The organism is Pseudoflavitalea rhizosphaerae (genome assembly GCF_003991355.1).
Classification (GTDB): domain Bacteria; phylum Bacteroidota; class Bacteroidia; order Chitinophagales; family Chitinophagaceae; genus Pseudobacter; species Pseudobacter rhizosphaerae.
The window spans coordinates 34,586-59,446 of sequence record NZ_RCSU01000007.1; the positions used below are offsets into that span (position 1 = coordinate 34,586).

Annotated in this window: 26 protein-coding genes; 22 read left to right on the forward strand and 4 right to left on the reverse strand. The window is 47.3% G+C overall.

Going from position 1 to position 24,861, the window contains the following annotated elements; genetic code table 11:
* Window positions 1-2: 2 nt before the first annotated feature.
* Both D9Y29_RS13395 and D9Y29_RS13400 read left to right on the forward strand, forming a co-directional pair.
* Entirely contained in the window at window positions 3-1,085 is a 1,083-nt protein-coding gene (locus tag D9Y29_RS13395; protein WP_127128935.1) for a hypothetical protein, read from the forward strand.
* Between the two features lie 334 nt (window positions 1,086-1,419).
* Window positions 1,420-1,854, forward strand: a complete 435-nt coding sequence (locus D9Y29_RS13400) for a VOC family protein (protein ID WP_127128937.1) — start codon at window positions 1,420-1,422, stop codon at window positions 1,852-1,854.
* Window positions 1,855-2,053: 199 nt separating this feature from the next.
* Here D9Y29_RS13400 and D9Y29_RS13405 read toward each other — a convergent pair whose 3' ends face one another.
* A complete protein-coding gene (locus D9Y29_RS13405) occupies window positions 2,054-3,040 on the reverse strand; it encodes a GlxA family transcriptional regulator (RefSeq protein WP_127128939.1) in 987 nt (328 codons plus the stop codon).
* Window positions 3,041-3,218: 178 nt separating this feature from the next.
* On the opposite strand from D9Y29_RS13405, the gene D9Y29_RS13410 reads away from it, so the two are divergent.
* The gene (locus D9Y29_RS13410; RefSeq protein WP_127128941.1) at window positions 3,219-3,644 is read left to right on the forward strand and encodes an SRPBCC family protein; all 426 of its coding nucleotides are present in this window, start codon (window positions 3,219-3,221) and stop codon (window positions 3,642-3,644) included.
* Between the two features lie 82 nt (window positions 3,645-3,726).
* Here D9Y29_RS13410 and D9Y29_RS13415 read toward each other — a convergent pair whose 3' ends face one another.
* Window positions 3,727-5,796 carry a family 10 glycosylhydrolase gene (locus D9Y29_RS13415; RefSeq protein WP_127128943.1) on the reverse strand — a complete coding sequence of 690 codons (2,070 nt, stop codon included), beginning with the start codon at window positions 5,794-5,796 and terminating at the stop codon, window positions 3,727-3,729.
* Between the two features lie 329 nt (window positions 5,797-6,125).
* Here D9Y29_RS13415 and D9Y29_RS13420 point away from each other — a divergent pair, with 329 nt between their 5' ends.
* The 8 genes from D9Y29_RS13420 to D9Y29_RS13455 all read left to right on the forward strand — a co-directional run bounded on the left by D9Y29_RS13420 (window position 6,126) and on the right by D9Y29_RS13455 (window position 12,172).
* Window positions 6,126-6,794, forward strand: coding sequence for a FadR/GntR family transcriptional regulator (locus D9Y29_RS13420; protein ID WP_241237924.1), 669 nt, complete (start codon window positions 6,126-6,128; stop codon window positions 6,792-6,794).
* 48 nt (window positions 6,795-6,842) lie between these two features.
* Window positions 6,843-8,084, forward strand: a complete 1,242-nt coding sequence (locus D9Y29_RS13425; RefSeq protein ID WP_127128945.1) for an MFS transporter — start codon at window positions 6,843-6,845, stop codon at window positions 8,082-8,084.
* Window positions 8,085-8,113: 29 nt separating this feature from the next.
* Window positions 8,114-8,725: a Crp/Fnr family transcriptional regulator gene (locus tag D9Y29_RS13430; RefSeq protein ID WP_127128947.1), complete on the forward strand. Its 612-nt coding sequence runs from the start codon at window positions 8,114-8,116 to the stop codon at window positions 8,723-8,725.
* 85 nt (window positions 8,726-8,810) lie between these two features.
* Window positions 8,811-9,683, forward strand: coding sequence for a pirin family protein (locus tag D9Y29_RS13435; protein WP_127128949.1), 873 nt, complete (start codon window positions 8,811-8,813; stop codon window positions 9,681-9,683).
* 26 nt (window positions 9,684-9,709) lie between these two features.
* Window positions 9,710-10,570 carry a pirin family protein gene (locus D9Y29_RS13440; RefSeq protein WP_127128951.1) on the forward strand — a complete coding sequence of 287 codons (861 nt, stop codon included), beginning with the start codon at window positions 9,710-9,712 and terminating at the stop codon, window positions 10,568-10,570.
* 18 nt (window positions 10,571-10,588) lie between these two features.
* Entirely contained in the window at window positions 10,589-10,897 is a 309-nt protein-coding gene (locus D9Y29_RS13445; RefSeq protein WP_127128953.1) for a GNAT family N-acetyltransferase, read from the forward strand.
* A gap of 39 nt (window positions 10,898-10,936) precedes the next feature.
* Window positions 10,937-11,506 (forward strand): YceI family protein, encoded by a 570-nt coding sequence (locus D9Y29_RS13450; protein ID WP_127128955.1) that lies wholly within the window; start codon window positions 10,937-10,939, stop codon window positions 11,504-11,506.
* A 9-nt stretch (window positions 11,507-11,515) separates the two neighbouring features.
* Window positions 11,516-12,172, forward strand: a complete 657-nt coding sequence (locus tag D9Y29_RS13455; protein WP_127128957.1) for a (4Fe-4S)-binding protein — start codon at window positions 11,516-11,518, stop codon at window positions 12,170-12,172.
* Window positions 12,173-12,494: 322 nt separating this feature from the next.
* Here the strand turns inward: D9Y29_RS13455 and D9Y29_RS26900 are convergent, their stop codons facing one another.
* Window positions 12,495-12,626, reverse strand: coding sequence for a hypothetical protein (locus D9Y29_RS26900; RefSeq protein ID WP_277601124.1), 132 nt, complete (start codon window positions 12,624-12,626; stop codon window positions 12,495-12,497).
* A 399-nt stretch (window positions 12,627-13,025) separates the two neighbouring features.
* On the opposite strand from D9Y29_RS26900, the gene D9Y29_RS13460 reads away from it, so the two are divergent.
* The gene (locus D9Y29_RS13460) at window positions 13,026-13,928 is read left to right on the forward strand and encodes a DNA-3-methyladenine glycosylase family protein (protein WP_206513777.1); all 903 of its coding nucleotides are present in this window, start codon (window positions 13,026-13,028) and stop codon (window positions 13,926-13,928) included.
* Here D9Y29_RS13460 and D9Y29_RS13465 read toward each other — a convergent pair.
* A complete protein-coding gene (locus D9Y29_RS13465; RefSeq protein WP_127128961.1) occupies window positions 13,883-14,161 on the reverse strand; it encodes an Ada metal-binding domain-containing protein in 279 nt (92 codons plus the stop codon). The two genes, D9Y29_RS13460 and D9Y29_RS13465, sit on opposite strands and share 46 nt — an antisense overlap.
* Window positions 14,162-14,479: 318 nt before the next feature.
* On the opposite strand from D9Y29_RS13465, the gene D9Y29_RS13470 reads away from it, so the two are divergent.
* From D9Y29_RS13470 to sufD, 10 genes are all read left to right on the forward strand, one after another.
* Window positions 14,480-15,172, forward strand: a complete 693-nt coding sequence (locus D9Y29_RS13470; RefSeq protein WP_127128963.1) for a coiled-coil domain-containing 22 family protein — start codon at window positions 14,480-14,482, stop codon at window positions 15,170-15,172.
* A gap of 25 nt (window positions 15,173-15,197) precedes the next feature.
* On the forward strand, window positions 15,198-16,304 hold the full coding sequence (locus tag D9Y29_RS13475; protein WP_127128965.1) for a hypothetical protein: 1,107 nt from the start codon (window positions 15,198-15,200) through the stop codon (window positions 16,302-16,304).
* A gap of 24 nt (window positions 16,305-16,328) precedes the next feature.
* Window positions 16,329-18,125 carry an OmpA family protein gene (locus D9Y29_RS13480; RefSeq protein WP_127128967.1) on the forward strand — a complete coding sequence of 599 codons (1,797 nt, stop codon included), beginning with the start codon at window positions 16,329-16,331 and terminating at the stop codon, window positions 18,123-18,125.
* 78 nt (window positions 18,126-18,203) lie between these two features.
* Window positions 18,204-18,980 carry an ABC transporter permease gene (locus tag D9Y29_RS13485; protein WP_127128969.1) on the forward strand — a complete coding sequence of 259 codons (777 nt, stop codon included), beginning with the start codon at window positions 18,204-18,206 and terminating at the stop codon, window positions 18,978-18,980.
* A 9-nt stretch (window positions 18,981-18,989) separates the two neighbouring features.
* Complete coding sequence (locus D9Y29_RS13490) at window positions 18,990-19,841, forward strand: ATP-binding cassette domain-containing protein (protein ID WP_127128971.1); 852 nt, start codon at window positions 18,990-18,992, stop codon at window positions 19,839-19,841.
* Window positions 19,842-20,018: 177 nt separating this feature from the next.
* Window positions 20,019-20,450: a GNAT family N-acetyltransferase gene (locus D9Y29_RS13495; RefSeq protein ID WP_127128973.1), complete on the forward strand. Its 432-nt coding sequence runs from the start codon at window positions 20,019-20,021 to the stop codon at window positions 20,448-20,450.
* Between the two features lie 391 nt (window positions 20,451-20,841).
* On the forward strand, window positions 20,842-21,168 hold the full coding sequence (locus tag D9Y29_RS13500) for a HesB/IscA family protein (RefSeq protein WP_127128975.1): 327 nt from the start codon (window positions 20,842-20,844) through the stop codon (window positions 21,166-21,168).
* A 37-nt stretch (window positions 21,169-21,205) separates the two neighbouring features.
* Window positions 21,206-22,651, forward strand: coding sequence for a Fe-S cluster assembly protein SufB (gene sufB, locus D9Y29_RS13505; RefSeq protein WP_127128977.1), 1,446 nt, complete (start codon window positions 21,206-21,208; stop codon window positions 22,649-22,651).
* Between the two features lie 52 nt (window positions 22,652-22,703).
* Window positions 22,704-23,471: a Fe-S cluster assembly ATPase SufC gene (gene sufC, locus D9Y29_RS13510; protein WP_127128979.1), complete on the forward strand. Its 768-nt coding sequence runs from the start codon at window positions 22,704-22,706 to the stop codon at window positions 23,469-23,471.
* A gap of 57 nt (window positions 23,472-23,528) precedes the next feature.
* Window positions 23,529-24,854: a Fe-S cluster assembly protein SufD gene (gene sufD / locus D9Y29_RS13515; protein WP_127128981.1), complete on the forward strand. Its 1,326-nt coding sequence runs from the start codon at window positions 23,529-23,531 to the stop codon at window positions 24,852-24,854.
* Window positions 24,855-24,861 lie beyond the last annotated feature (7 nt).

Here is a 24,861-nt window from a genome sequence, read left to right on the forward strand (position 1 = left end):
TTATGCAACAACAACCGTGGATTGGGAAGCCAATGATCGATATTGTTTTCATTTTGTTGCCGCCTTTTGTAAGCCTGGCAATCATAGCCTTATTCCCACAGTTATTCCATCACCCTTTAAGTATGAGCGATGCCAGCTGGGTGATACTGGTACTGCTTATCGATGTGGCGCATGTATACAGCACGCTATACAGGACCTATTTTGATCCCAAAGCCATGCAGCAACAGCGTGGCCTGATGCTGGCAATTCCCTTCATCGGTTTTATTGGAGGAGTACTGGCCTATTCTGTTAGTCCTGTTTTTTTCTGGCGACTATTGGCGTATACTGCGGTGTTCCACTTCGTGCGGCAGCAATACGGTTTCATGCGTGTGTACAGCCGAAAGGAAAAAATGAATAGAGCGATGCAATGGATCGATAAGGTCACAATCTACTATGCCACCATTTATCCTTTATTGTTTTGGCACCTGAAAGGACCGAGGAATTTCAACTGGTTTGTTGAGAATGATTTTCTGTACTACCAATGGCCAGGGCTGCTGAACATCTTTACAGTATTATATTTTTTAGTGATCCTTATTTTTGTTGTGAAGGAATTGGTGAGCTGGGTGAAATGCAGGTACATCAATATTCCCAAGCTGGCTGTGATAGCCGGAACTTTGCTGAGCTGGTACTTCGGGATCGTTTATTACAATGGGGATCTCGCTTTCACTTTGATGAATGTAGTGGGCCATGGTATTCCTTATATGGCGCTGGTGTGGATCTACGGACAAAAGAGTTATACTGCTCCGGGAAAAGGCACCCGATTTCTAAAAGCCGTGTTCAGTAAATACGGGGTTCTTTTGTTTCTCGGTATTATTTTTCTGTTAGCATTCCTGGAAGAAGGCGTTTGGGACATAGCGGTTTGGAAAGAGCATGGTTCAATCTTCGGCACAGCGGGAATAGAACTACCCGCTTTCAACCAGGTTGTTCTGAGTTTCCTGGTCCCCTTACTGGCGCTTCCGCAGATCACGCATTATATTTTGGATGGATTCATCTGGAAGATCAGGCATGATGAATTCAAATGGAATAGTGAAATAAAAACTCCATAAATCACAGCCTGTACATTTTCCCATTAATCATTTCTCAATAATTGACCTTGAGCCTTAACCTGACTGAAGAACAGATCCTGAACCTGGTGCCTGATGTGGGTTCCGTGAAATCGGGAACGGAACTTGCCAGACCCTCCATATAGGTGTGCAAGGGCGCCAATATGCGGCAGAGCTGGTGGACGCAGGTATACATGTGGTAGTTTTGCTGGCTCTCAATGATGATGGCGCTGCGGGAAGGGATTGCCGTCTTTTACCCGCTTTTTGTCGGATTCGTACAAGTTGCGAGTGGGAAAGAGGAAGTAATTTTATGCTATCAAATTAAAAACACAGAATCATGGTACAACAAATCTTCGTGAACTTACCGGTGAAAGACCTGAACAAGACAAAGGAATTCTTTGCAAATCTTGGCTTCACCTTCAATGAACAATTCACCAATGAAGCTGCTGCCTGCATGGTTCTTGGCGAGAATATCTATGCGATGTTACTGGTAGAGCCGTTCTTCCAGAGTTTCCTCAATAAAGAAGTGGGTGATCCTGCAAAATCCGCTCAGGGCATCTACGCACTGGCAGTGGGAAGTAGAGCAGAAGTGGATCAGCTTGCTGAAAAAGCGCTTGCCACCGGCGGAACTTTTACCAAAGAACCGCAGGACCATGGTTGGATGTATGGCCGCAGCTTTGCCGATATCAACGGACATCAGTGGGAAGTACTTTACATGGATGAGTCTGCGATCCCGGAAGATGTTGCCAATACAGAAAGTCAGAATAATTAGCGGATTGCCGCCAATCGCTCGCCTCCCGGCGAGTGATTTTTGTTTAGTCGCCTCCGGCGACGTGGTGTTCGCCGGAGGCGAACAAATACAAGTCACTCGCCGGGAGGCGAGCGACTGCCAACACGCTGATAAATCATAGCATAAAACAAAGCGGATGTCTCCATATTGAAGACATCCGCTTTTATGTTGCGAAGTTGAATCAATTCTCGGACAGTGTAAGCCGGTTGTATTTCTGCCTGTATTGAACAGGTGACAAACCTGTGATACGTTTGAAGGTGGACCTGAATGCTTTTGAATCTGTATAGCCTACTTTGTACATCACTTCATTCACGTTATCCCGCGAAGATTCGAGGTTTTGCTTGGCGGCTTCCACACGAACGCGTTGAATGTATTCCACTACTGTATTGCTGGTGGCTTTCTTGAAACGGCGTTCCAGGTTGCGGCGGCTCAATGCCAGCATGGTTGCCAGCTGGTCCACGGAAATTTTCTCCTGTACATTCTTCTCGATGAAATCCTGCGCACGGTGAATGGTATCGTCTTCATGTGTTTTTTGTCCTTTGAACATCATGAAGGGTGATTGACTGTTCCGGTCGATATCGATCTGGAAAGTTTTAGAGCAAACCACAGCAATTTCCCTGCCTGCATATTTCTCGATCAGGTAAAGCAACAGGTTGAGATAAGAGAATGCGCCTCCACTGGAGTAGATGCCATTCTCATCTGTCAGGATCCGGTCTTCCACCAACTCCACTTCAGGAAAGGCTTTGCGGAAAGCGTCTGCCGCAATCCAGTGCGTGGATACTTTTCTGCCATTCACCAGACCTGTTGATGCCAGCAGGAAAGCGCCGATACATAAACTGGCAACTTCTGCTCCCTGGCTGTGCTGACGGATGATCCAGGGAATGAAATCCTGGTTCTTCTCTACGGCTTTCGCCACATCGCCTTCCAGTGCGGGAATGATAATGAGGTCCGTTTTGGAAATATCCTTCATGAGTTGATCCGCTTTGATGGTGTACAGGCCATCATACACAGGAATATCTTTTGTGAGCCCCACCAGCTCAACTTTGAACATAGGAGGTTTGCCAAGCTGCCCCATCACCATGGTATTCACTTCTGAAAACACCTGCCGGGGGCCTTCAATGCTGCCCAGCAGCGCACCCTGTGGTACAAGGATTGATATATGTTTCATGTCTTAAAATTAATGGAAAATCCTGTCGCTAAATGCCCCGCCTGGTGCAAAGAATGCTGAAGTCAGATTTTAGGGCGACGAGACCGGAACCCATACCCGTAAAATTAAATTTTGTGTAACCGAACGGTTTCCTATAATTTCGAAGTTCAACTTCATTCCTAACTATTAAATATGCGTTATGGCCAGTCAACCAGTTATAGTTGAAAGAATATACCAGGCGCCGGCAAGCCGTGTATGGAAAGCGCTCACCAATGAAGACGATATGCGTAAATGGTATTTCGATGTTTCAGGTTTCAAGCCCGAACCAGGTTATGAATTTGAATTCACCGGAGGCACTGAAACTGAGCAGTGGCGCCATCTCTGTAAAGTGCTGGAAGTTGTGCCGGGCAAACTGCTGAAGCATTCCTGGCGCTATGACGGCTATCCCGGCAACAGTTTCGTTACCTGGGAATTATTTGATGAAGGTGATACTACACGGGTGAGGCTCACACATGAAGGATTGGAAACTTTCCCTTCAGAAGTGGCAGCATTCAATATCAACAATTTCAAAGAAGGTTGGAACGATATCCTTGAGAATATGCTGCGCAAGTATGTTCAGAAATAGATAAATAGATAATATTAAAATCAAAGAGACCATTTTCAATGTTGAAACGGCCTCTTTTTTTGTTTTATCGAATTTCATTTTTCTATTTCAGGTAAGCCAGTACTTTGGCCTTGAGCGATCCGTCCTGCAGGTATTGATACAGGTTCTTTCCAGGGCAATCGGTTTTGGTGGAATAGTCTTTGTGCGATGCGATGGTGTCCGGAGAGATATTGTATTTTTTGGCAGCGTAGGCAATCATCTTCGCCAGCGCTTCCAGTTGTTTGGCAGGAAGCGGTTGTTCATTCAGGTTACCCAGGCAGGTGATCAGCAAATGACCGGTTGGATCGTACTCGGTGGCAGTTTCACCAACAGTGTTCACATCCCTTCCCTCATAAATGGTGCCATCGGGAGCAATCAGGAAATGATAGGGAATATCAGCCCAGTTGCGGTCTGGTCCCATACCCCAGGTCTGTACATTCTTGATATGCTTTGCCGCGTCTTTTGTTGAATCGAATAATGTGCCTTCGTGGTGAATGGTGATTCGGACAGGCGTATGAGTTTTGAAGGGCCTGGGAGCCGCAGCATTCCAGCCGGAACGAGGCGTGATTTTCAATGCCATCAGTTTCACACTGGCCGGAATATTGGTGATGGGCAACAAGCTCATTTTACTTTCATTACCCATACGTGTAACCGAAGTAACGGCGATATTGGTAAGCATGGGCTTGCTTTTTTCATCCAGCATCAATGGGATACGAACGGAGCTGGCACCCTGGTTCAGGATCAGGTAATCCAGCTTTCGGGCGCCGTACTGGAAATACACTACAGAGCGGAAGGTATTGCCGGCACCGGCAGGTGTCCAGTTGATCTGAAGCGAGTCGCCAATGAAACTATGTGTTACTACAGGCGCTGCCGGAATTTTATCATCCAGCCAGGGACTTGCCGGCGCCAGTGCATTTTTCCTGTAAACACCATCGAGGATTCCCTGCGCCAGTGCGGGATTGCGGATCAGCGACGAAATATTCCAATGTATTGTGCCGGGGGCTACTTCCTCCATACCACGGGTGATCATGATCTGGTTCTGGATCTCACGCGTATTGGCTGCGCTGGTATCGCGGCCTACACTCATGCCTGGCCAGAGATGGCGCTGCTGCTGGTTTTCACGCGCCCACCATCCGAGTAATACGGGAAAACTTAAACCAGGACGGGTGATGGTCCAGTAAAGTTGCGGAGAGAAATAATCCACCCAGCCTTTTGTCCACCAGAGCCTGGCATCTGCATACAATTGTTTATATTGATCGAAGCCTTCTGCTGATGCAGGATAACCCGGACGATACATACCAAAAGGGCTCAATCCGAATTTTACATTCTTTTTTGTGGCTTTGATCTCTTTGTACAGGTTTTCAATGAAACTGTTCACGGCCTCTCTTCGCCAGTCGCCCCGCGATAATTTTCCTCCGCCATTCACATAAGCCTGCCAGCTATCGTTATCGGGGAAGTCTTCAAATTTGTTGTAGTCTGGATAAGGATAGAAATAGTCGTCGAAATGAATGCCATCGATATCATATCTTTTCACGAGATCCATCACCACGGCCGTGCTGTGATCTTTGGTTCCTTGTTTTGCGGGATCGAACCACCAGTAATTACCGTCTTTCAATTTTACTACCAGTTCCGGTTTTCTTTTTACGATGGAACTGTCTGTAACAGGTCCGCCCACTGTATGATGCGCGCGATAAGGATTCAACCATACATGCAGTTCCATACCGCGTTTATGAGATTCATCGATCCAGAATTGAAGGGGGTCATAATATGGGCTGGGCGCTTTTCCCTGTTCCCCTGTAAGATAATAACTCCAGGGTTCAAGTTTACTTTGATAGAGTGCATCTGCCTGCGGCCGCGCCTGGAAAATCACTGCGTTGAAATTATGCGCCTGCAGGAAATCCAGGAGTTTGATGGCTTCTGCTTTTTGTTCGGCAGTACTGAGGCCGCGTTTGGAAGGCCAGTCGATATTTGCAACGGTGGCCACCCAGGCGGCGCGGAACTCGCGTTGCGCAGGTTGGTAGGGTGTGCGTGATTCACTGACATTGTTGTTTGAAGTAGATTTCTTTGTGCCGCTGCATGCTTGCAGGAATATGATCAAAGCAATGATGGCAATGACTGTTAACCTGTTGAACATAGGGAGAAATATGGCGGTGAAAAAATGATTAAGCTTTAAAAATAAAGAAAGAAGAATGAAGAAATGAGAAGGATGGCAGCTTTAGTATATTTTAATATGATTTCTCCGCGAGCCTGCAAGCGGCCATGTTTTTTGCAGTGATATTTTTATTGGCCTGTTGCACAAACCCGCAGCGGGTGCCCAATCGCTCGCCTCCGGCGAGTGATTTCTATTTGTTCGCCTCCCGGCGAACACCGCGTCGCCGGAGGCGAGCGACTGGCCGCACCCTGCTCAAAAAGTATCTGTTTGCTAATTCAGGACCATTCGCTACCTTTGAGTCGTCAGATGATATGATGAGCACAAATCAACCTTTAAAACGACAGTCCCTCGCCGATGAAGTGGCGGGTCGCATGGAGCAGCAGATCACGCGCGGCGCCTACAAGCCCGGCGATCAGTTGCCTACCGAGCCCGAGCTCATGCAACATTTCGGTGTTGGCAGGTCCAGCATCCGCGAGGCGGTGAAGATCCTTGTCAACAGGGGCATGGTGAAAGTACAACAGGGAGTAGGGATGTTCATCATTACCACTGAGCCAAAAGAATCGCTTTCCAACAAACTGATGGGAGCGCATTACCAGGACCTCAATGAAGTGCGACTCCTGCTGGAAGTGAAGATCGCCGAGAAAGCAGCTATTCACCGCAACGCCAAAGATCTTTCGAAGATGAAAGTCTACCTGAAGGATCGCGCACGCTTCGCCAAAGCAAATAATAAGGAAGAGACCATCCAGGCCGATATCAATTTCCACACCGCCATTGCTGAAGCCTCCGGTAATCCCATCCTGATCGATCTTTATAAAACGATTGCCACACATATGAAACAATCATTCATGGACAGGTACAAGGATACCTCCTCTTTCCTGTCGTCCCAGGACCTCCATGAAGGATTGCTCGAAAGCATTACTGATAAAGACCCTGCACGTGCCCTGATCATGGCAACAAAGATCAGCACCCACAGCAAGTAAAATTTTTTATTGATAGTCGTCAGATGATCTGATTTTTAAAAGGCAATTATGCAAACCACTACGCTCACCCAGGAAGAAAAGCAAACGGCACAGAAAGTAGCGGAAGGAACAGTGTTCTCCGTTTTGATCGCACTTAGTATTACGCACCTGCTCAATGATACATTACAATCCCTGATCCCCGCGATGTACCCGCTTTTGAGGGATTCATTGCACCTGGATTTTTCACAGATCGGTTTGATCACACTTACTTTTCAGATGTCTGCTTCCCTGTTGCAGCCGGTGGTAGGATTTGTTACAGATAAGAAACCGCAACCTTTTTCGCTGGCCATCGGTATGAGTTTTACATTACTCGGACTTATTTCTCTTTCGATGGCCCATTCTTTTGGAATGGTGCTGGTGTCGGTAGCATTGGTGGGGATCGGCTCTGCCATTTTTCATCCGGAAGCTTCCAGGCTGGCGTATATGGCAGCCGGTGGCCGTCACGGTATGGCACAATCGCTTTTCCAGGTAGGAGGTAATGCCGGCAGTTCGCTCGGACCTTTGCTGGCTGCGGCCATCATTGTGCCACTGGGACAGTTCCATGTGATCTGGTTTTCACTTGCAGCCCTGCTGGCCATATTCATCATGCTGCGGATCAGCACCTGGTACAAGCAGAACACGCATCGGATCAAACCAAAGAAGAGCCGGGCTAACGGGATGCCGCATGTACAGTTGTCGAAAGGAAAAGTGGTCTTTTCCGTAGTGATCCTGCTGGTGCTGATCTTCTCGAAGTATTTTTACATGACCAGTCTCACCAGCTATTACACATTCTACCTGATCGATAAATTCCATATCTCAGTGCAGAGTGCTCAGATCCATCTTTTCATATTCCTGTTTTCCATTGCTGCCGGTACTTTCATCGGCGGGCCATTGGGCGACCGAATCGGGAGAAAGTATGTGATCTGGATCTCCATCCTGGGCTGTGCGCCTTTCACTTTGCTGATGCCGCACGCCAACCTGTTCTGGACCTCCATTCTAAGTGTGTTCATCGGGGTTATCCTCAGCTCTGCTTTCTCCGCCATCCTCGTGTATGCACAGGAGCTGATGCCGGGTAAAGTGGGAATGATCGCTGGTCTTTTCTTCGGTTTCGCCTTCGGAATGGCCGGCGTTGGATCTGCGCTGCTGGGAAAACTGGCGGACGCCACCAGTATCAGCTATGTGTATGATGTATGTGCCTGGTTACCGTTGATCGGTATCCTCACCGCCTTTCTTCCGAATATCGAAGGCAGCAGGAAACGGGCAAAAGCATAAGCGATAAAGGGATTTCTTACCTTTAGCTCATGTACGAGATCCTGTTGAAGAATATTACCCGGAGGATTACGCTTACCAACGAAGAAATCGAGATCTTCACCGGTTTGCTGACCACAAAAAAATTAAAACGCAGGCAATTCCTTGTTCAGGAAGGTGAGTTCAACAAATACTCCGCCTTTGTAACAAGTGGTTGCCTGCGATCTTATACGGTAGACAAGAATGGATTTGAGCATATACTGCAATTTGCTCCGCAGGATTGGTGGATCACGGATATAGCCAGCTTCCTGCACAATCTTCCTGGTACGCTGTTCATCGATGCCATCTGGGAAAGTGATGTGATCCTCATCCAGCGCTCGGGCATCGAAAAGCTTTATCAAACAATCCCGCAATTTGAACGTTACTTCAGGATACTGGCGGAGAATGCGCTGGTTACCTACCAGCGCAGGCTTATGGACAATCTCAGCCTCTCTGCCCGCGAGCGTTACGACCATTTTTGCGGCAGTTATCCTTCGCTCATAGAAACCCTTCCCCAGAAACAAGTGGCTGCCTATATTGGTGTTACCCCTGAATTCCTGAGCAAGATGCTGAATTCGGGAACAGGCCGTAAAGGAAGTTCCGGTAAAGAGCTTAATGCAGATTAAGTTTTTTTCTTAACCTGCATTATTGGATCGCCGCTTCATGCAGGAGTATTTTTGCTTCATCATTACAAACAGTAAGGAGGCAAATATGAAAAAAGCAATTGAGAATATTTTTGCAAAGCCAGAAGCTGCCGGAATGGTAGGCGATGGATTCAGGGTATATAATTATTTCCCCGGCGCAGGGAATTTCCTGCCGCAAAAGATCAGTCCATTCCTGATGCTCGACTTCAATGCTGAAGTGGACTTCAGTCCTTCAGATAATGTTCGTGGCGTGGGCGTTCACCCACATAAAGGTTTTGAAACGGTTACCATCGCTTATAAAGGAGCGGTAGCCCATGCAGACAGCGCCGGCAATTCCGGTGTGATCTATCCCGGCGATGTGCAATGGATGACAGCCGGCGGCGGCATCCTCCACAAAGAACATCACGAAGAAGAGTACTCCAAAAAAGGCGGACCATTCGAAATGGTGCAGCTTTGGGTGAACCTTCCCAAAAAGTTCAAACAAACACCTGCCAAATACCAGGCCATCACCGATGCTGATACAGGAAAGGCAATACTGGCGGACGATAGCGGCTATGTGCGCGTGATCGCAGGCGACTTCAATGGAGTGAAAGGTCCGGCCTTTACTTTCACACCTATCAACATGTTTGATATCCGCCTTAATAAAAGTGGTAACTTAACAACCTCGATCCCCGCCTCTCACAATTCAGCGATCCTGGTGGTAAATGGAAATGTGGAAGTAAACGGATTGCAAGCCCCCGAACACAGCTTTGTCCTTTTCCGTAATGAAGGAGAAGAGATTTCTCTCAAAGCCCTTGAGAATAGTGTACTGCTATTGCTCAGCGGTGAACCCATCAAAGAACCAGTAGCCAGTTATGGTCCTTTTGTGATGAATACTCAGGAAGAATTGCTGGAAGCCATACAGGAATTCAGCACAGGAAAATTCGGAACACTCGAATAATTTTTTATAACGATAGAAAACAGGTTATGATAAAATCCATCGACCATATTCTTTTAGGAAGGGAAAAACAGATCACCAAAGAAGAGACCGTAATTCAACCACTTCCTCATAAAGATTTCAGGTTTGCGAATCCATTCATCGTGATCCATCATATGCGTCCGGAACAGATCGCTCCCGGTTCCACCGCGAGGATCCATCCGCATCCGCACAGAGGATTTGCACCTGTCACCTTCATGTTGCAGGGCGAAGGATTCCATAAAGACAATGCAGGGCACGACGGCATCATCAGTGCAGGCGGTTCCCAATGGATGTTTGCCGGCAAAGGATTATTGCACAGCGAAGGCCCAACAGACAGGATCTTGAAGAACGGAGGAACGCAGGAACTGGTGCAGATCTGGGTGAATGTTCCCAAAGCAAATAAATGGGACGAGCCCTGGTACCAGCAGGCTACCAAAGAAGAGATGCCGGATGTATTGAAGCAGGAAGGAACAGCCTTGAAACTGGTGAGTGGTAATTACGATGGTCAGAAGGGGCCGTTGAATAAGAGCTTCACGCCTGTGATCAGCGTGATGGGAACCATTAAAAAAGGAACAAGCGTCCGCTTCCCGGCTAATCCCGGTTACTGGACACTGTTATACATCGCCAATGGCGCCTTAACATTCAACCATAAGGAGAATGTGGCCGAACATCACCTGGTGATCTTCGAAAAAGAGAATGATGAATTTGTGGTTCATGCCGATGAAGACAGCACCATCATCTTCCTTTCTGCTGAACCCATCGATGAACCTGTAGCAGCCAAGGACAATTTTGTGATGAATACAGCCGAAGAAGTAGACCAGGCAATGGCCGATTATCAGAACGGCGTTTTCGGTACCTTGAGTTATTAAATCCATTAATCTATAATCATGCAAGAGCAATACAAAGCCCTTCCACTGGTAAACAACAAAGAGCAGCAACGTTTTGAACTGGAAGTAGACGGCTACACCGCCTTTATCGAATACAAGGAATCCGGTAAGCAGGTGATCCTGATCCATACCGAAGTGCCGGAAGAGCTCGAGGGCAAGGGAGTTGGCACAGCCATCGTAGAGAAGACCCTGGAGTATATCGAAAATAGTCAGCAGAGGCTGGTGCCGCTTTGTCCGTTTGTGATCTCCTATTTGAAAAGGCACCCCGATTGGAACCGCCTCTTGTCCGATTCAGTGAAAAAAGATTAGTCGATAACTACTTTTTCTTCATCACTAAAATGAACAGTCATGAAAAAACATTTCCTGTTTTGGACCTTACTGTTGAGTGTATTCACAGGTTTCGCCCAGGTTTGGAAGAGCGATCCTGCGCACTCCAAACTATCTTTCTCCACCGTTCACATGGGCATTTCAGATGTTTCCGGCAGGTTCAACAAGTTTGAAGCCACCATCAATGCAACAAAAAAAGATTTCAGCGATGCGTCGGTTGAACTGAAAGTGGATGTTAGTTCCATCAATACTGATGTGGAGCAGCGCGATAATCACCTGAAGAGCCCAGATTTTTTTGATGTGGCGAAATTTCCTGAGATGAGCTTTAAGAGCACTGGTATAACAAGGATTGAAGGAAACAAGTACCAACTGACCGGCGATCTTACCTTACATGGGGTAACCAGGCCCGTTAGCATGGTGATGGAGTATCGGGGAACGGTTCAGAACCCGCAATCCAAAAAAGATATAGCAGGATTCCAGGTAACAGGTACGATCCAGCGCTCTGACTTTGGTATCGGTAACAAATTCCCTTCCGCAATGATCAGTGAAGCTGTTCAGATCAGGGCAGACGGAGAATTCTCCCAACCTTAATAACCAATTATGCAGTATAAACTCGAAAAACCAATTCATGGCTCCATTGGTACAGACAAATACCAGGTGACCATCGAATGGAGAAATGGAACCTTTATCGCAGATGAACCTGTAAGTTCCGGAGGGAAGGATACAGGGCCTGATCCCTATACCCTCCTGCTTTCATCCCTTGCTACCTGCACGCTGGTAACCCTTCGCATGTATATTGATCGAAAAGGATGGAGTGTACAGGGCATTACGGTGAATGCAAATATGTTCCAGGCAAAGAAAGATGATGTGGTCACGAATGTATTCGACAGGGATATCCAGTTCACCGGCGAATTAACGCCTGAGCAGAAAGACAGGCTCCTGGAAATTGCGGCTGCCTGCCCCGTGTCGAAGATCCTGGAAGGTAATGTGAAGGTGCGTAATTTCGTTTTCAGGGATGAAGACACAGTGAAGAAATTGCAATACACGAACGGAGATGTTACGGTAGTATGGAAGCCGGAGCTCTGCAAACATTCAGGTCGCTGCGTTACACAACTGCCGCTGGTGTTCAACCTGCAGCAGAGGCCCTGGGTGAATATGAGCGGGGCAGATTCTGAAAGGATTCTCGAACAGGTGAAGCGATGCCCAACCGGTGCGCTGACGGCTTTCCATAATAACAATGAAGAGGCGAAAGCCTGATCCGTACTTTATTACATAAAAGTTGAGCGGGCTACATCCGGGTAGCCCGCTCTTTTATGATCGACCTGCTTAGTAGAGAACCATGATGCAAAATCTGGTAATGATGGTCTAAAGTTTAGGGTGACGGTAAGTTAATAGCTCTGCCGGGTTGGTGAAAGGGTGTTTTCACCCTTTTTCATTTGATCGGGGAGCAGTCGCTCGCCTCTGGCGAGTGACTTTTATTTAGTCGCCTCCGGCGACGCGGTGTTCGCCGGAGGCGAACAATTAGGAGTCACTCGCCAGAGGCGAGCGACTGCGCTCCCCGAATTGCAGAGAAACTCCCTTACTGCAAAGCAAACGTCATTACCGTTGTTGGCGTGTTCACGCTGTACACTTTCGCATACAACACACCTGCATCTATATAATAATCGAATGCCACCTGGTTGTTCTTAAAGAAATTGAAAATCTTGGTCATGTTTGGTTGTGAAAAAACAGCGTTGTTGATGTCCGGTAGAACGGCATCAAAAATATTCAGTCGATCAGCAGTATTTGCCCCCCATGGCTAGCGTATAGTGATCATTAGAATGGCAGTCTTCAACAATAATTATCCAAATTGAAATGGGGGCTATGTATCTGTATTATGGAGCTTTTGTTCCGGGCCGGATTTATAATCAGGGTCTTGTTAAATATACAAATTGTTACCAGCATGTTTATCCTGATGCCAAAATTTGAATATAAATGGACAATGTGAGTTATCCGGTTGCCAACCTGCAAAATCGTTTGAGCTAGCGGATTGTACGCAATCGATTGAGGAACCGCAAGAAACCGGATATACAACCATTGTTCCTTACGTACATTTGTTCTTATGAATGCAATGATGCAGATAGTAAAACCCGCAATTTTCAGTTTCCGGGAATGTTTATGGTTTCTGGACAGAGGATATGATGATTGCCTTTTCCGCATCAGCGACGGAACTGTTACCAAACTTATTCAACTTGGTACAGCGCCTGTTCTCTTCCGCATTCATGAGGCCGGCGATCACCTTCAGGTAGAAATATTGAAGGGTAACCTTTCTGAAGACCAGGTCCCATTGCTTCGCGACTATATCATGGAGTGGTTCGATATGCACCAGGACCTTAGCCCTTTCTATGCTTTGCTGCAAAAAGACAAGATGCTTCAATACATGCAGAAGGATTTTGAGGGGCTCCGTTTGATCAGTATCGCTGATCTGTTTGAAGCTCTTTGCTGGAGCATCATCGGGCAGCAGATCAATCTAACCTTCGCTTACAAACTGAAAAGAAGATTGGTGGAAGCATATGGAACTGCGGTTGAACATGAAGGACATGTTTATCATCTTTTCCCTTCTCCACAGGTCCTGGCCTCGCTTTCTATTGAAGATCTCCGCCCGATGCAATACTCACAAAGCAAGGCCAAATACCTGATCGGCATAGCCCAGGCTTTTGCCGGTAATCAGCTGAGTAAGGAAATGCTGATGGCCTTACCTGATTTTCCATCAAAACAGCAGGCGCTTACCGCACACAAGGGCATTGGGATCTGGACGGCCAATTATGCTTTGATGAAAACACTGCGTCATGCTGAAGCCATTCCTTATGGAGATGTTGGTTTGCTCAAGGCGCTGGAAACACATAATATTATTAAGGAGCGAACCGAATCGGAAAAGATCAATCGATTCTTCAAAAAATACAAAGGATGGGAAACTTACCTTGTGTTCTATCTCTGGCGAAGTTTGGCCGCGCCTGCCTTCCATAACAAATAAGCTTCACGCATACAATGTCCGCAGGGGCGGAATCCCTCTTCTGTTGCCGCTTTTTCTGAAACGAAGAAAACCCTGTTTTCGATTTTCATCTTTTTACCGCTGCTGCATTGCAGTGTGCCGTAGATCTTCAGTTTCTTATTTCCCGCCATCGTTACCAATCCTTTACTGATCAGAATTTTCAACTGCCTGCTGCGCGTATAATCCGTTTTACCTAATAGTTGATGAGAGATCATAATACAAAGCTCTGTAATTATATATTATGGAACCACCCGTTACTTGCTGATCCTGACCCTGATCTGTATATAGGAATATTACCGTTGAAATATTTTAACACAAACCTGTAACATTTGAAATACATTCTCTACTGATGATTGTATAGAATATGAAATGTATGACACGCTCAGACGGATTTGCTCCACGCAACTACTGCAAACGACTATAGCATCTTTTAAGATTCCCGCTATTTAATGTTCCCATGTAAAATCAGCTTTGATTGGTATTGGCATCCGTATGCCCTCCACTGATCCTATTCACTCTAAATACCTAAGAACATGCTCAAAAACTGGAAGAGTCTGTTTGTAAAAACAGACGGGGATTCTTCTGTCCGGGAAGATCCACCGGGCTACTCATTCCCTGTAACGGATAATAACGTTATGGAACAGCCGAAAAAGACCGTACCTGATCCCCCTTTGGGGTCAGCTCCTGCAGATGTTGTGCAGGAAGTGATCGAAACATATGAAGCGGGCCTGGATGCCATCAACATGCCGGGGTACGACTTCTATGAGTTCTATCGCGCGGTAAGTGCAGGTGGTGCAGGCACGCCACAAACCTACCAGATGGCATACCAGATGGCGAAAGCATTTGATAAGAGCGTATCTGCCAGAAAACTATTGCAGGATGCAGAATTCTACATCAGCAAGATCAATGAAGTGCACGGCCAGTATGTATCGCAGGGACAGCAAAAATTAAATGCGCTTCGCGATCAGCGGCAGGCTGAACAGCGATCGCTTCAACAGGAAGCCGATTCCGCTGCTCAGCGCATCCAACAGTTGAAAGCTGAATTGCTGCAATTGGAAACATTGGTCCGCGAGAAACAACAGGCGCTGGCCTCCATCGATAACAATTCAAAGCCACAGGAAAATTCCATCCGCGAAAAACTACAGGCCAATGACCTGGCAAAAAAAGCAAGCATCGAAAAACTGACTGCCATCAAAAACGGCATTCAACAATACATCAAAGAATAACTATCAAACCAACCAAACCATGGCAATGGAATCAAACAAAGTGATGGAACTGCCCATTCTCAAACACTTTGATCAAAACCAGATCTCGCTCAATCCCAAAAACTGGCGCAAGGGCGAAAAGGGCATCGCCACCATCGTGGGCCTTGTATTGCTGGCAACAGCAGCCTGGGGATTGTACGTGTACATACTTCCTATCGTGTTCACCTGGGTAGGACAAGTACTCGGCGCAATGGCAGCCGCAGTACTGGTGATCGGTTTTTTTATTATGCTGCCGGTGATCGTGAAAGCGCTGAAGCGTATTTCGCGAAGCATGCACAAGGCATTGATCAAACACGACCCTTTCAGTGAACTGGAAGATCAAAAAATGAAGATGGTCCAGAACCGTGTTCATTTCAAGGAAGCAAAGGCAAAGATCAAGGCCATCAAATCCAATATGGAAGGCGAAAGCATCAAAGCGGAAAAAGAGGCGAAAGAATACCAGGAAAGAGTACTGCTGCTGCAAACAAGGGCCGAAGGCGCCAAATCCAAAATGCATGAACTGGAACAAAAGGCCGGCGCTGAACAGGCCCGCGAATCGGATGCTTATGTGGAACTGCAAACCGGCCTGATGAAAACACTCAGCGAAGCGCAACGCGTAAGCCATATGCTCAACCAGAGCACAGGACTCGTAAGAAAATATGGAAGCCGTGCGCATGTGATCGGAAAGCTCGACAGAAAGCTGAACATGGTGGACACTGCCATGGAGATAAAGATCATGGACTTTGAAGTGAGCATCGATATGCTGAAGAAAGAATATGCTTTCGCCAATGCAGCACGCGAAGCCACCGAACAAGCCAAGTCAGCCATGGGCTTCACCAAAGGATGGGAACTGGAATATGCGCTGGATGTTGTCACCAATACCATCGCGCTGGACCTGGCCGTAACAAAGGAAAACCTGATAGACCTGGATTCGCTCACCAGTCAGTATGCGTACGACAGCGATGAACTGTACACCAAACTCGACAAGCTGGCGGATCAGATCAAAACAGACAACTACCAGGTACCTGAATCAAAAAAATACAGCAACCCGAATTACAAGCTCGATGCAGACGATAAACTGGAGAGCAAAGGATTCGGGGACATATTCAACTAACTAAACCACTAAAAATTATCAATCATGAAATGGTCTAATCTCACATTTTTCTCGAAAGCCCTTATCGTTCTCGTTATTGCAGGTGCCGTGGGCAGCGCCGTGTATTTTCTCTCTCCCGGTCTGCGCGTGGATGAATCCAAAAAACTGGACAAGCTCGCGCTGAACGACCAGGATGTAAACAACGTCACTACTTCTGAAGAGCTCCCGCTGCCGCAACTGGACCAGGCAGGAGATGTTGCTAACAAGCCATTGGTGCGCATCGGCGGTTATGCCTGGAATGCACAGTCGGGTATCATCGTGGCAAACGGTGGCGCCAAAACCAGTAAGGGGTCACTCATGGAGAAGAATGGCGTAAAGCTGGAGCTTGTGCGTCAGGACTGGCTCTCCGAGCTGCGCAACCTTCACATGAAATTTGTGGACGAGTTCGATAAAGGCAATAACAATCCTTCCGAAGGCGTGGCCGGTATCATGATCATGGGCGATGGCGTTCCTTTCTATATCAGTTCCGTCCAACAGGCAATCGATGATAAATATGGAAAAGGAAAATACCAGTTGCAGGCCATTGCGGCTATTGGTCTCAGTTATGGTGAAGACAAACTGATCGGGCCACCCAGCTGGAAAATGAACCCGCAATCCATGAAAGGTGCACTGGTGTCTGCCGTGATCGGTGATGGCGACTGGGTTACTACCGTCAACTACGCATTTGCCAATGGCCTCAAAGTAAACCCCGATCCCAGTACCTATGATGCAGAAGCTGTGAACTTTCTCGCCTCCGCCAATGATGACTATATCGAATCCGCGAAAGAACTGATCAAAAGCCAGCAGGAAGGCTGGACCATCCCGCTCAAAGAAGTGAAGGATGGAAAGCTCACCGGAAAAACCATCAACAAAAAAGTGGATGGCTGCGCCACCTGGACGCCCGGTGATAAAATGGTATTTGACAAGCTTACAGGGTTCACTGACGTGGTATCTACCAAAGAATTCAATAACCAGATGGCTACTACTGTGATCGTGTTGCGCCAGTGGGCAGAGAACAATAAAGAAACGATCGGTAAGATCCTTCGCTCCGCCTATACTGCCACCAACCAGATGAAACAATACGATAGCTGGAGAAAGAAAGCATCGGAAGCCGTGGCCAAAACCTTTGGCATCGAATCGCCGGATTACTGGTATGCAATGTTCAAAGGACAGAAAGGCGAAAAGAACGGCATCAGCTACAATATGGGTGGTTCCCGTGTATTCAACCTGGCCGATGCCAACCAGTATTATGGCATTTCGGATGGTACTAACCGTTATAAAGCAGTGTATGACCAGGTAAGCCGATACCTGAAAGAACTGAACCCTGCAGGCTTCAATCAGAACGTGAAGCGTGTGGTGCCATATGAAGAAGCGGTGAACATTTCATTCCTGAAGGAAATAAAGGATATCGATGCAGGTGCATCCTATACCACTGACTATTCCCGGAAAGCCACCAGTGTAGTTGCATCAGCCGAGTGGAGGATCAACTTCGATGTAGGCAGGGCAAGCATCCGTCCGGAAGGAGAAGATGTGCTGGAGCAGATCTACAACCTCCTGGTCCAGGCAGAGGATTCCAAACTGGAACTGATCGGTCACACAGATAATACCGGTACAAAGGAGGGCAACTATTCATTGTCTGCCGCCCGCGCCGAATCTGTGAAGAATTACCTGGTAAAGAAAGGCATTCCTGCTAACCGCTTCCAGAAAGTGGATGGTAAAGGTCAGGACGAACCAGTTGAAGACAACAGCACTGCGTCCGGTAAAGCTAAAAACAGGCGGGTAGTGATCACATTGCTCAAGTAATAACTCAGGGTGTGGGCAGTCGCTCGCCTCCGGCGAGTGACTGCCCACACCCTGTTCAAAACAACTCAACCAATCATTATGAAAATAGCAAACTGGTTCAAACCGTTTGAAAAGATAAATCCTCAACAGCAGTTAGTCATCGGCGTTAGCTGGATTGCCCTGGTCACCGGCTGGTGGTTCATCGGTTCATCCGGGACCAAACATCTCTTTCCCACACCGGCGCAGGTATGGGATGGATTCAAATCATTGTATAGTGAGGGATTGATCGTGCATATCGGTAGTTCACTGGCGCTTTGCCTGAAAGCAACTTTCATATCTGTTATAATTTCCCTGCTGCTGGTGTACTTTTCTCCGCTGCCTGCATTAAGGCCGCTGGCTGTTACATTGAGCAGGTTCCGTTACCTGCCACTGACGGGCATCACTTTTTACATGGCGATCCTGGTCAGCAATGCGAGAACGATGCAGGTGAGCGTGCTCTTCATTTTTATGAGCCTTTATTTCATCACTTCCCTGCTGGCTGTTGTGAAAGATATTCCACCCGAAGAGATCGATCATGCACGGAGCCTGAAATGCAGCAGGTGGGAAGTATTGTTGGAAGTGGTGATCAAGGGACGATTCGATTATGTGATCGATGTACTGCGTCAGAATCTCGCCATTACCTGGATGATGCTGGTAACAGTGGAATCAATTTTGGTTGCTGCAGGTGGGCTGGGCGTACTCATCAAGAACAGCGATAAGTTCATGAACCATGGCCGCATCGTTGCCTTACAAATGGTGATCCTGTTGGTAGGCCTGCTGCTGGACTGGGTACTGCGCAAGACCCGTAAATCTGTTTTCAAATATTCCACTTTTTAATGATCAGCCATGACCTCATTTACATACGAACAAAAGCAAACGATACTCCAGGTAGAGAACCTGAGCGTTGCCTACAATGGAAAACTTATTATCCAGGACATCAATTTCACGGAGCGCGACACGGTGCGGCCAGACAGGCAGCAGGGACAGATCATTGCTTTTCTCGGCAGGTCTGGCCGCGGCAAGTCCACCCTCTTCCGCGCACTCACCGGGTTGGAATCCCCCACAACCGGGCAGGTGCTGATCCCCGACCTTTCCAAAGAGGTGACTAACGGGAACCAGCCTGCGAAAAAAGTATCTGAAGGGGATGTGGGCTTCGTGGACCAGAAATATACCCTGTTCCGTCATAAGACCGTCTTTCAGTCTTTGCTCTTTGCCATGCGGCGATCTACTTTATCGCTTGCCGAAAAAAAGGAAAAAGTATTGCAGTATCTCAGCGACTGGGGGCTTACCCAGGTGAAAGACCAGTACCCTGTATTCCTCTCCGGTGGCCAGCGGCAGCGGACTGCCATCCTGGAGCAACTGCTCAGTTCTGGTTACTATATGGTGCTGGACGAACCTTTTTCCGGACTGGATGTAGGGAATATTGAGAGTGTGAAACGCGCGTTCCAGTGGGTAAATGCCAGTCATGAGCTGCATACCATCATATTCAGCACGCATGATATTGAACTGGCGGTGGAGCTGGCAGATAGTATTTACGTGCTTGGATACCCGAAAGATGAAAAAGGAAATTTAGGAACAGCCGGCACATTGCTGAAACATTTCGATTTGAAATCGATGGGCCTGGCCTGGCAGGAGGATTTCGGGAACCATCACCTGGATTGCGTGAAGCTGATCAGGGAAACGATGCTGGCATCATAACATGGTGTTGCCAGGGGCTGACTAAAAAGGCAGAGAGCTGGCAGTCGCTCGCCTCTGGCGAGTGACTTCTATTTGTTCGCCTCCGGCGAACCCCGCGTCGCCGGAGGCGACAAAACATAAGTCACTCGCCAGAGGCGAGCGACTGGCCACACTCTGCAAATTCCGTAACTTCAATACATGCAAATCCGGCAGGCAGCAGCCAACGATATGGAAGCCATCTACGCTTTCATCTGCGATCTCGAAGAAACCACCTTCGATTTTGAAATTTTCAATCAACTCTATTGTCGGAATATTGCCGGGGAGAATAATATTTACCTCGTAGCTGAAGACGAATCCACAAACAAGGTGATTGGGTTCATTTCCTGTCATGGCCAGATCTTACTTCATCACCTTGGGATGGTTTACGAGATCCAGGAAATGTTCGTTGACCTGGAATTCCGGAGCCTCGGCATCGGTCATTTACTGATCGGGGCGCTTGAGGAGCGTTTACGGGATCGGGAATGCCGGTCCCTGGAAGTCAGTTCAAATGCCAAACGGACCGCAGCACATGAGTTTTATATCCGTAATGGGTTCATAAAATCGCATGTAAAACTCACAAAAGAATGGTAGGTCAAATGTATCGTTCAAGATACTAACTGTCGAAAAATCAAACTGATTGTCAGCTGCTTACAATTCCTTCTATTCATTTTTCTACTCTTTTTTATCTTTTGATACCAGGCGTTCCCGCCATAAGTTTCAGGTATAACGCCCGGTTTCCTGCCTGAACTGCCAGATTCCTTTAATTTCCGCTCCAAAGCCCAGATTTCTGGCGTACTTTTGTGGGCTAAAATCCGCCAGGTTGCTCCGGCAGTTTCGAGATCGGAAAAATTTTAGGCGGAATGTTTGCTTGATATTGGAAATCAGGAAGATACCGCATTATGGACAATTCCTCCCAAGGGAACCAAACCCTCCCGGCATTGTTATATATGCACACCATTCCAAAACAGACAATCAAAATAACATGATCACGATATCAGAAAACGCGAAAAAATATATCCATCAGCTGATGGAAAAAGAAGGACAGTCCACAGACAGTTTTGTGCGTGTGGGCGTGAAAGGAGGCGGCTGTTCCGGCCTGGCATACGAAATGAAGTTCGATCAGGAGATGCGTGAGAACGACCAGGTATTTGAAGACAAAGGAGTGAAATTGGTAGTGGAAATGAAAAGCCTGCTCTACCTGTATGGCACTGAACTGGATTACTCCGGAGGTCTCAATGGAAAAGGTCTTTTCTTCAATAATCCCAACGCATCAAGGACCTGCGCCTGTGGCGAAAGCTTTGCTGTTTAATTACAGCACCCGAAAAATTTAGACCCGAACAAAAATTATGAGCACAGATTTAGATATTTTAAAAGATGTATCCACGGAAGAGTACAAATATGGCTTTACCACGGACATCGAAATGGAAATTGCACCCGCAGGGTTGAATGAGGATACCGTGCGCTTCATTTCGCAGAAGAAAAACGAACCGGAATGGATGCTGGAACATCGACTCAAAGCACTCCGTCATTTTCTGAAACTGGAGATGCCCACCTGGCAGAACTTTGAACTGCCTCCGATAGACTTCCAGGCAATATCTTATTACGCTGCCCCCAAGAAAAAAGCAACACTGAACAGCCTCGATGAAGTGGATCCCGAACTGCTGGCCACTTTCGAGAAACTGGGCATTCCCCTCTCCGAACAGAAATTATTGAGCGGCGTGGCCGTGGATGCTGTGTTCGACAGCGTTTCCGTTGCCACTACCTTCAAAGATAAACTGAAAGAAATGGGAGTTATCTTCTGTTCTTTCAGCGAAGCCGTCCAGGAACATCCTGAACTGGTTCAGAAATACCTCGGCAGTGTGGTGCCCTACACAGATAATATCTTCTCTGCACTCAATGCAGCAGTAGTATCCGACGGTTCATTCGTGTACATCCCCAAAGGTGTACGCTGCCCCATGGAACTGAGCACTTACTTCCGGATCAATGCGCAGAACACCGGACAGTTCGAAAGGACCCTCATCATTGCCGACGAAGGCAGCTACGTAAGCTACCTCGAAGGTTGTACCGCTCCCATGCGCGACGAAAATCAATTGCACGCAGCAGTGGTGGAACTCATCGCCCTGGAAAATGCAGAGATCAAATACTCTACCGTTCAAAACTGGTATCCCGGTGATAAAGATGGTAAAGGTGGTATCTACAACTTCGTTACCAAACGCGGTATCTGCAAAGGAGATAACTCAAAGATCAGCTGGACGCAGGTGGAGACTGGTTCTTCCATCACCTGGAAATATCCCAGCGTGATCCTCAAAGGTGATAACTCAACAGGTGAATTTTACTCTGTTGCTCTCACCAAGAACAAACAGATCGCGGATACCGGTACCAAAATGTATCATATCGGAAAGAACACCCGCAGCCGTATCATCTCCAAAGGGATCTCTGCCGGACAAGGACAGAACAGTTACCGCGGACTGGTGCAGGTGGGCAATGGCGCAGACAACGCACGCAACTTCACACAGTGTGATTCTCTGCTGATTGGTGACGAATGCGGAGCGCATACTTTCCCTTACATCGAGTCAAAGAACAATACGGCCATGATCGAGCACGAAGCCACTACCTCCAAGATCGGGGAAGACCAGATCTTCTACCTGAACCAGAGAGGTATCGATACTGAAAAAGCTGTGGCCCTTATCGTGAATGGTTATGCGAAAGAAGTGCTCAACCAGTTGCCGATGGAGTTTGCTGTGGAAGCACAGAAACTGCTGGCGATCTCGCTCGAAGGCAGCGTAGGATAACACACAACATTAAAAACACACCCGAGACACAATAAAACTCAATAAAGCAATCATGTTAAGTATAAAAAATCTGAAGGCTTCTGTAGATGGCAAGGAGATTTTGAAAGGACTGGACCTGGAAGTAAAAGCAGGCGAAGTGCACGCTATCATGGGACCTAACGGTTCCGGAAAAAGTACCCTGGCTTCAGTACTGGCTGGAAAAGATAACTATGAAGTTACCGGTGGTCAGGTAACTTTCGAAGGTAAAGACCTCCTGGACCTTTCACCTGAAGACCGCGCAAGGTCAGGACTCTTCCTCGCTTTCCAGTACCCCGTAGAAATTCCCGGTGTTTCCAACATCAACTTCCTGAAAACCGCCATGAACGAAATGCGGGCTTACAATAATCTTCCTCCCATCGAAGCAAAGGAATTCCTGCGCATGATGAAGGAAAAACAAAAACTGGTTGAATTCGATTCTGCTCTCGCCAACCGCTCCCTCAATGAAGGTTTCTCCGGTGGTGAAAAGAAAAGGAACGAGATCTTCCAACTGGCTATGCTGGACCCTAAACTGTCCATCCTCGATGAAACAGATTCCGGCCTGGATATCGATGCCCTCCGCATTGTTTCCCGCGGCGTGAACAAACTCCGCACCGGTAAGAATGCTTTCGTCCTCATCACCCACTATCAGCGCCTCCTCGAATACATCGTGCCTGATTATGTACATGTGCTCTGGAACGGGCAGATCGTGAAATCCGGCACCAAAGAACTGGCGCTGGAGCTGGAAGAAAAAGGATACGATTGGTTGAAAGAAGATGCAGCTGCTGCACCCAGCTTTCACTAATCAGAGCGGTAATCAGATAAAATTGTAACGCAGCCATGCTGCCGCTAAACAATCGGAATGGAAAATACGGCCACACAAATTATCAATTCGTTATACGATCAGTGCGTCGCAGACTTCGAACTGCGCAGCAGCATCACTGCCGAGCCTGCAGAACTGACTGCACTGCGTCAGAAAGCATTTCAGAATTTCAAGAAAGCAGGTTTCCCCTCCAATAAAGTGGAAGACTGGAAATATGTAAACCTTGCACCTTTTCTGAAGGAGTCATTCGCTACTTCCACTGAAGAAGCATTAGTGGAAGTTTCTGATGAAGTGATCAAAAACGCTACTATTCCTCACCTCGATGTTTGGAAGATCGTGCTCGTGAATGGTGAGTTCAGAAAAGACCTGTCAGATACAGTGAACCAGGAAGGCGTGTTTGTTCTTCCTATTGCTGAAGCAATCTCCAGGCCTGCATTCCAGAAACATTTCGGCGCATATACAGATCTTTCCAAAAATCATTTCGCAGCTGTGAACACCGCTCTGTTCCAGCACGGATTGTATGTTGAAGTAAAGAACAACGCTGTAGTGGACAAACCCCTGCACGTGATCCATATCAATACTGCTGATGAGCCGCTGTTTGTTCAGCCTCGTCACCTGTATATTACCGGTACATCTGCTAACGCAAGCATCATCGAAAGCTTCGTGATCAGCGGCACCAAAGCCAATGTATTTGTGAACAACGTGGCTGAAATTTTTGTAGGCGCCAATGCAAACCTGCATCACTACTATATTCAGGCCGGAAACGAAAAGAATCGTTACGTTCATCATACAGAAGTATACCAGCAGGAAGATAGTGTGTACAACAACTACAAGGCCAGCTTCCCCGGAACCAGCCTTCTTCGCAATAATCTCAATATTGCGCTCGATGGCGAAAACGTGGAAAGCCACCTGTACGGGCTGTACCTCTCCGGTGGCCGTCAACTGGTAGACAATCATACCATCGTTGACCACCGCAAACCACATTGCCAGAGCAATGAGCTGTACAAGGGTGTAATGAAAGATGAATCCACCGGCATTTTCAACGGTAAGATCTTTGTTCGTAAAGACGCACAGAAAACTAACGCCTTCCAGCAGAACAATAACCTCATGCTTGGAAAGAAAGCTGTAGTGGATTCCAAACCACAGCTCGAAATCTTTGCAGATGATGTGAAATGTTCCCACGGTTCAACCGTTGGTCAGTTCAACAATGATGCATTGTTCTACCTGAAAAGTCGTGGTATCGGGGAAGAAAAGGCGAGAGCCCTTCTCATCCACGCATTTGCTTTTGATGTAACAGAAAAGATCCCGCTCCCCGAAGTGCAGGATCATATCAATCACCTGATCGAAGAAGGTCTGAAAGCTTAATTGAATC

Bases quoted from the DNA above. Each gene is read 5' to 3' on its own strand.
- D9Y29_RS13480 (WP_127128967.1), top strand. From the start codon at position 16,329: ATGAAATGGTCTAATCTCACATTTTTCTCGAAAGCCCTTATCGTTCTC.
- D9Y29_RS13410 (WP_127128941.1), top strand. From the start codon at position 3,219: ATGGCCAGTCAACCAGTTATAGTTGAAAGAATATACCAGGCGCCGGCA.
- D9Y29_RS13500 (WP_127128975.1), top strand. From the start codon at position 20,842: ATGATCACGATATCAGAAAACGCGAAAAAATATATCCATCAGCTGATG.
- sufB (WP_127128977.1), top strand. From the start codon at position 21,206: ATGAGCACAGATTTAGATATTTTAAAAGATGTATCCACGGAAGAGTAC.
- D9Y29_RS13495 (WP_127128973.1), top strand. From the start codon at position 20,019: ATGCAAATCCGGCAGGCAGCAGCCAACGATATGGAAGCCATCTACGCT.
- D9Y29_RS13420 (WP_241237924.1), top strand. From the start codon at position 6,126: ATGATGAGCACAAATCAACCTTTAAAACGACAGTCCCTCGCCGATGAA.
- D9Y29_RS13415 (WP_127128943.1), bottom strand. From the start codon at position 5,796: ATGTTCAACAGGTTAACAGTCATTGCCATCATTGCTTTGATCATATTC.
- D9Y29_RS13485 (WP_127128969.1), top strand. From the start codon at position 18,204: ATGAAAATAGCAAACTGGTTCAAACCGTTTGAAAAGATAAATCCTCAA.
- D9Y29_RS13435 (WP_127128949.1), top strand. From the start codon at position 8,811: ATGAAAAAAGCAATTGAGAATATTTTTGCAAAGCCAGAAGCTGCCGGA.
- D9Y29_RS13400 (WP_127128937.1), top strand. From the start codon at position 1,420: ATGGTACAACAAATCTTCGTGAACTTACCGGTGAAAGACCTGAACAAG.
- D9Y29_RS13440 (WP_127128951.1), top strand. From the start codon at position 9,710: ATGATAAAATCCATCGACCATATTCTTTTAGGAAGGGAAAAACAGATC.
- D9Y29_RS13460 (WP_206513777.1), top strand. From the start codon at position 13,026: ATGATGCAGATAGTAAAACCCGCAATTTTCAGTTTCCGGGAATGTTTA.
- sufC (WP_127128979.1), top strand. From the start codon at position 22,704: ATGTTAAGTATAAAAAATCTGAAGGCTTCTGTAGATGGCAAGGAGATT.
- D9Y29_RS26900 (WP_277601124.1), bottom strand. From the start codon at position 12,626: ATGACCAAGATTTTCAATTTCTTTAAGAACAACCAGGTGGCATTCGAT.
- D9Y29_RS13475 (WP_127128965.1), top strand. From the start codon at position 15,198: ATGGAATCAAACAAAGTGATGGAACTGCCCATTCTCAAACACTTTGAT.
- D9Y29_RS13395 (WP_127128935.1), top strand. From the start codon at position 3: ATGCAACAACAACCGTGGATTGGGAAGCCAATGATCGATATTGTTTTC.
- D9Y29_RS13455 (WP_127128957.1), top strand. From the start codon at position 11,516: ATGCAGTATAAACTCGAAAAACCAATTCATGGCTCCATTGGTACAGAC.
- D9Y29_RS13405 (WP_127128939.1), bottom strand. From the start codon at position 3,040: ATGAAACATATATCAATCCTTGTACCACAGGGTGCGCTGCTGGGCAGC.
- D9Y29_RS13445 (WP_127128953.1), top strand. From the start codon at position 10,589: ATGCAAGAGCAATACAAAGCCCTTCCACTGGTAAACAACAAAGAGCAG.
- sufD (WP_127128981.1), top strand. From the start codon at position 23,529: ATGGAAAATACGGCCACACAAATTATCAATTCGTTATACGATCAGTGC.
- D9Y29_RS13430 (WP_127128947.1), top strand. From the start codon at position 8,114: ATGTACGAGATCCTGTTGAAGAATATTACCCGGAGGATTACGCTTACC.
- D9Y29_RS13470 (WP_127128963.1), top strand. From the start codon at position 14,480: ATGCTCAAAAACTGGAAGAGTCTGTTTGTAAAAACAGACGGGGATTCT.
- D9Y29_RS13465 (WP_127128961.1), bottom strand. From the start codon at position 14,161: ATGATCTCTCATCAACTATTAGGTAAAACGGATTATACGCGCAGCAGG.
- D9Y29_RS13450 (WP_127128955.1), top strand. From the start codon at position 10,937: ATGAAAAAACATTTCCTGTTTTGGACCTTACTGTTGAGTGTATTCACA.
- D9Y29_RS13490 (WP_127128971.1), top strand. From the start codon at position 18,990: ATGACCTCATTTACATACGAACAAAAGCAAACGATACTCCAGGTAGAG.
- D9Y29_RS13425 (WP_127128945.1), top strand. From the start codon at position 6,843: ATGCAAACCACTACGCTCACCCAGGAAGAAAAGCAAACGGCACAGAAA.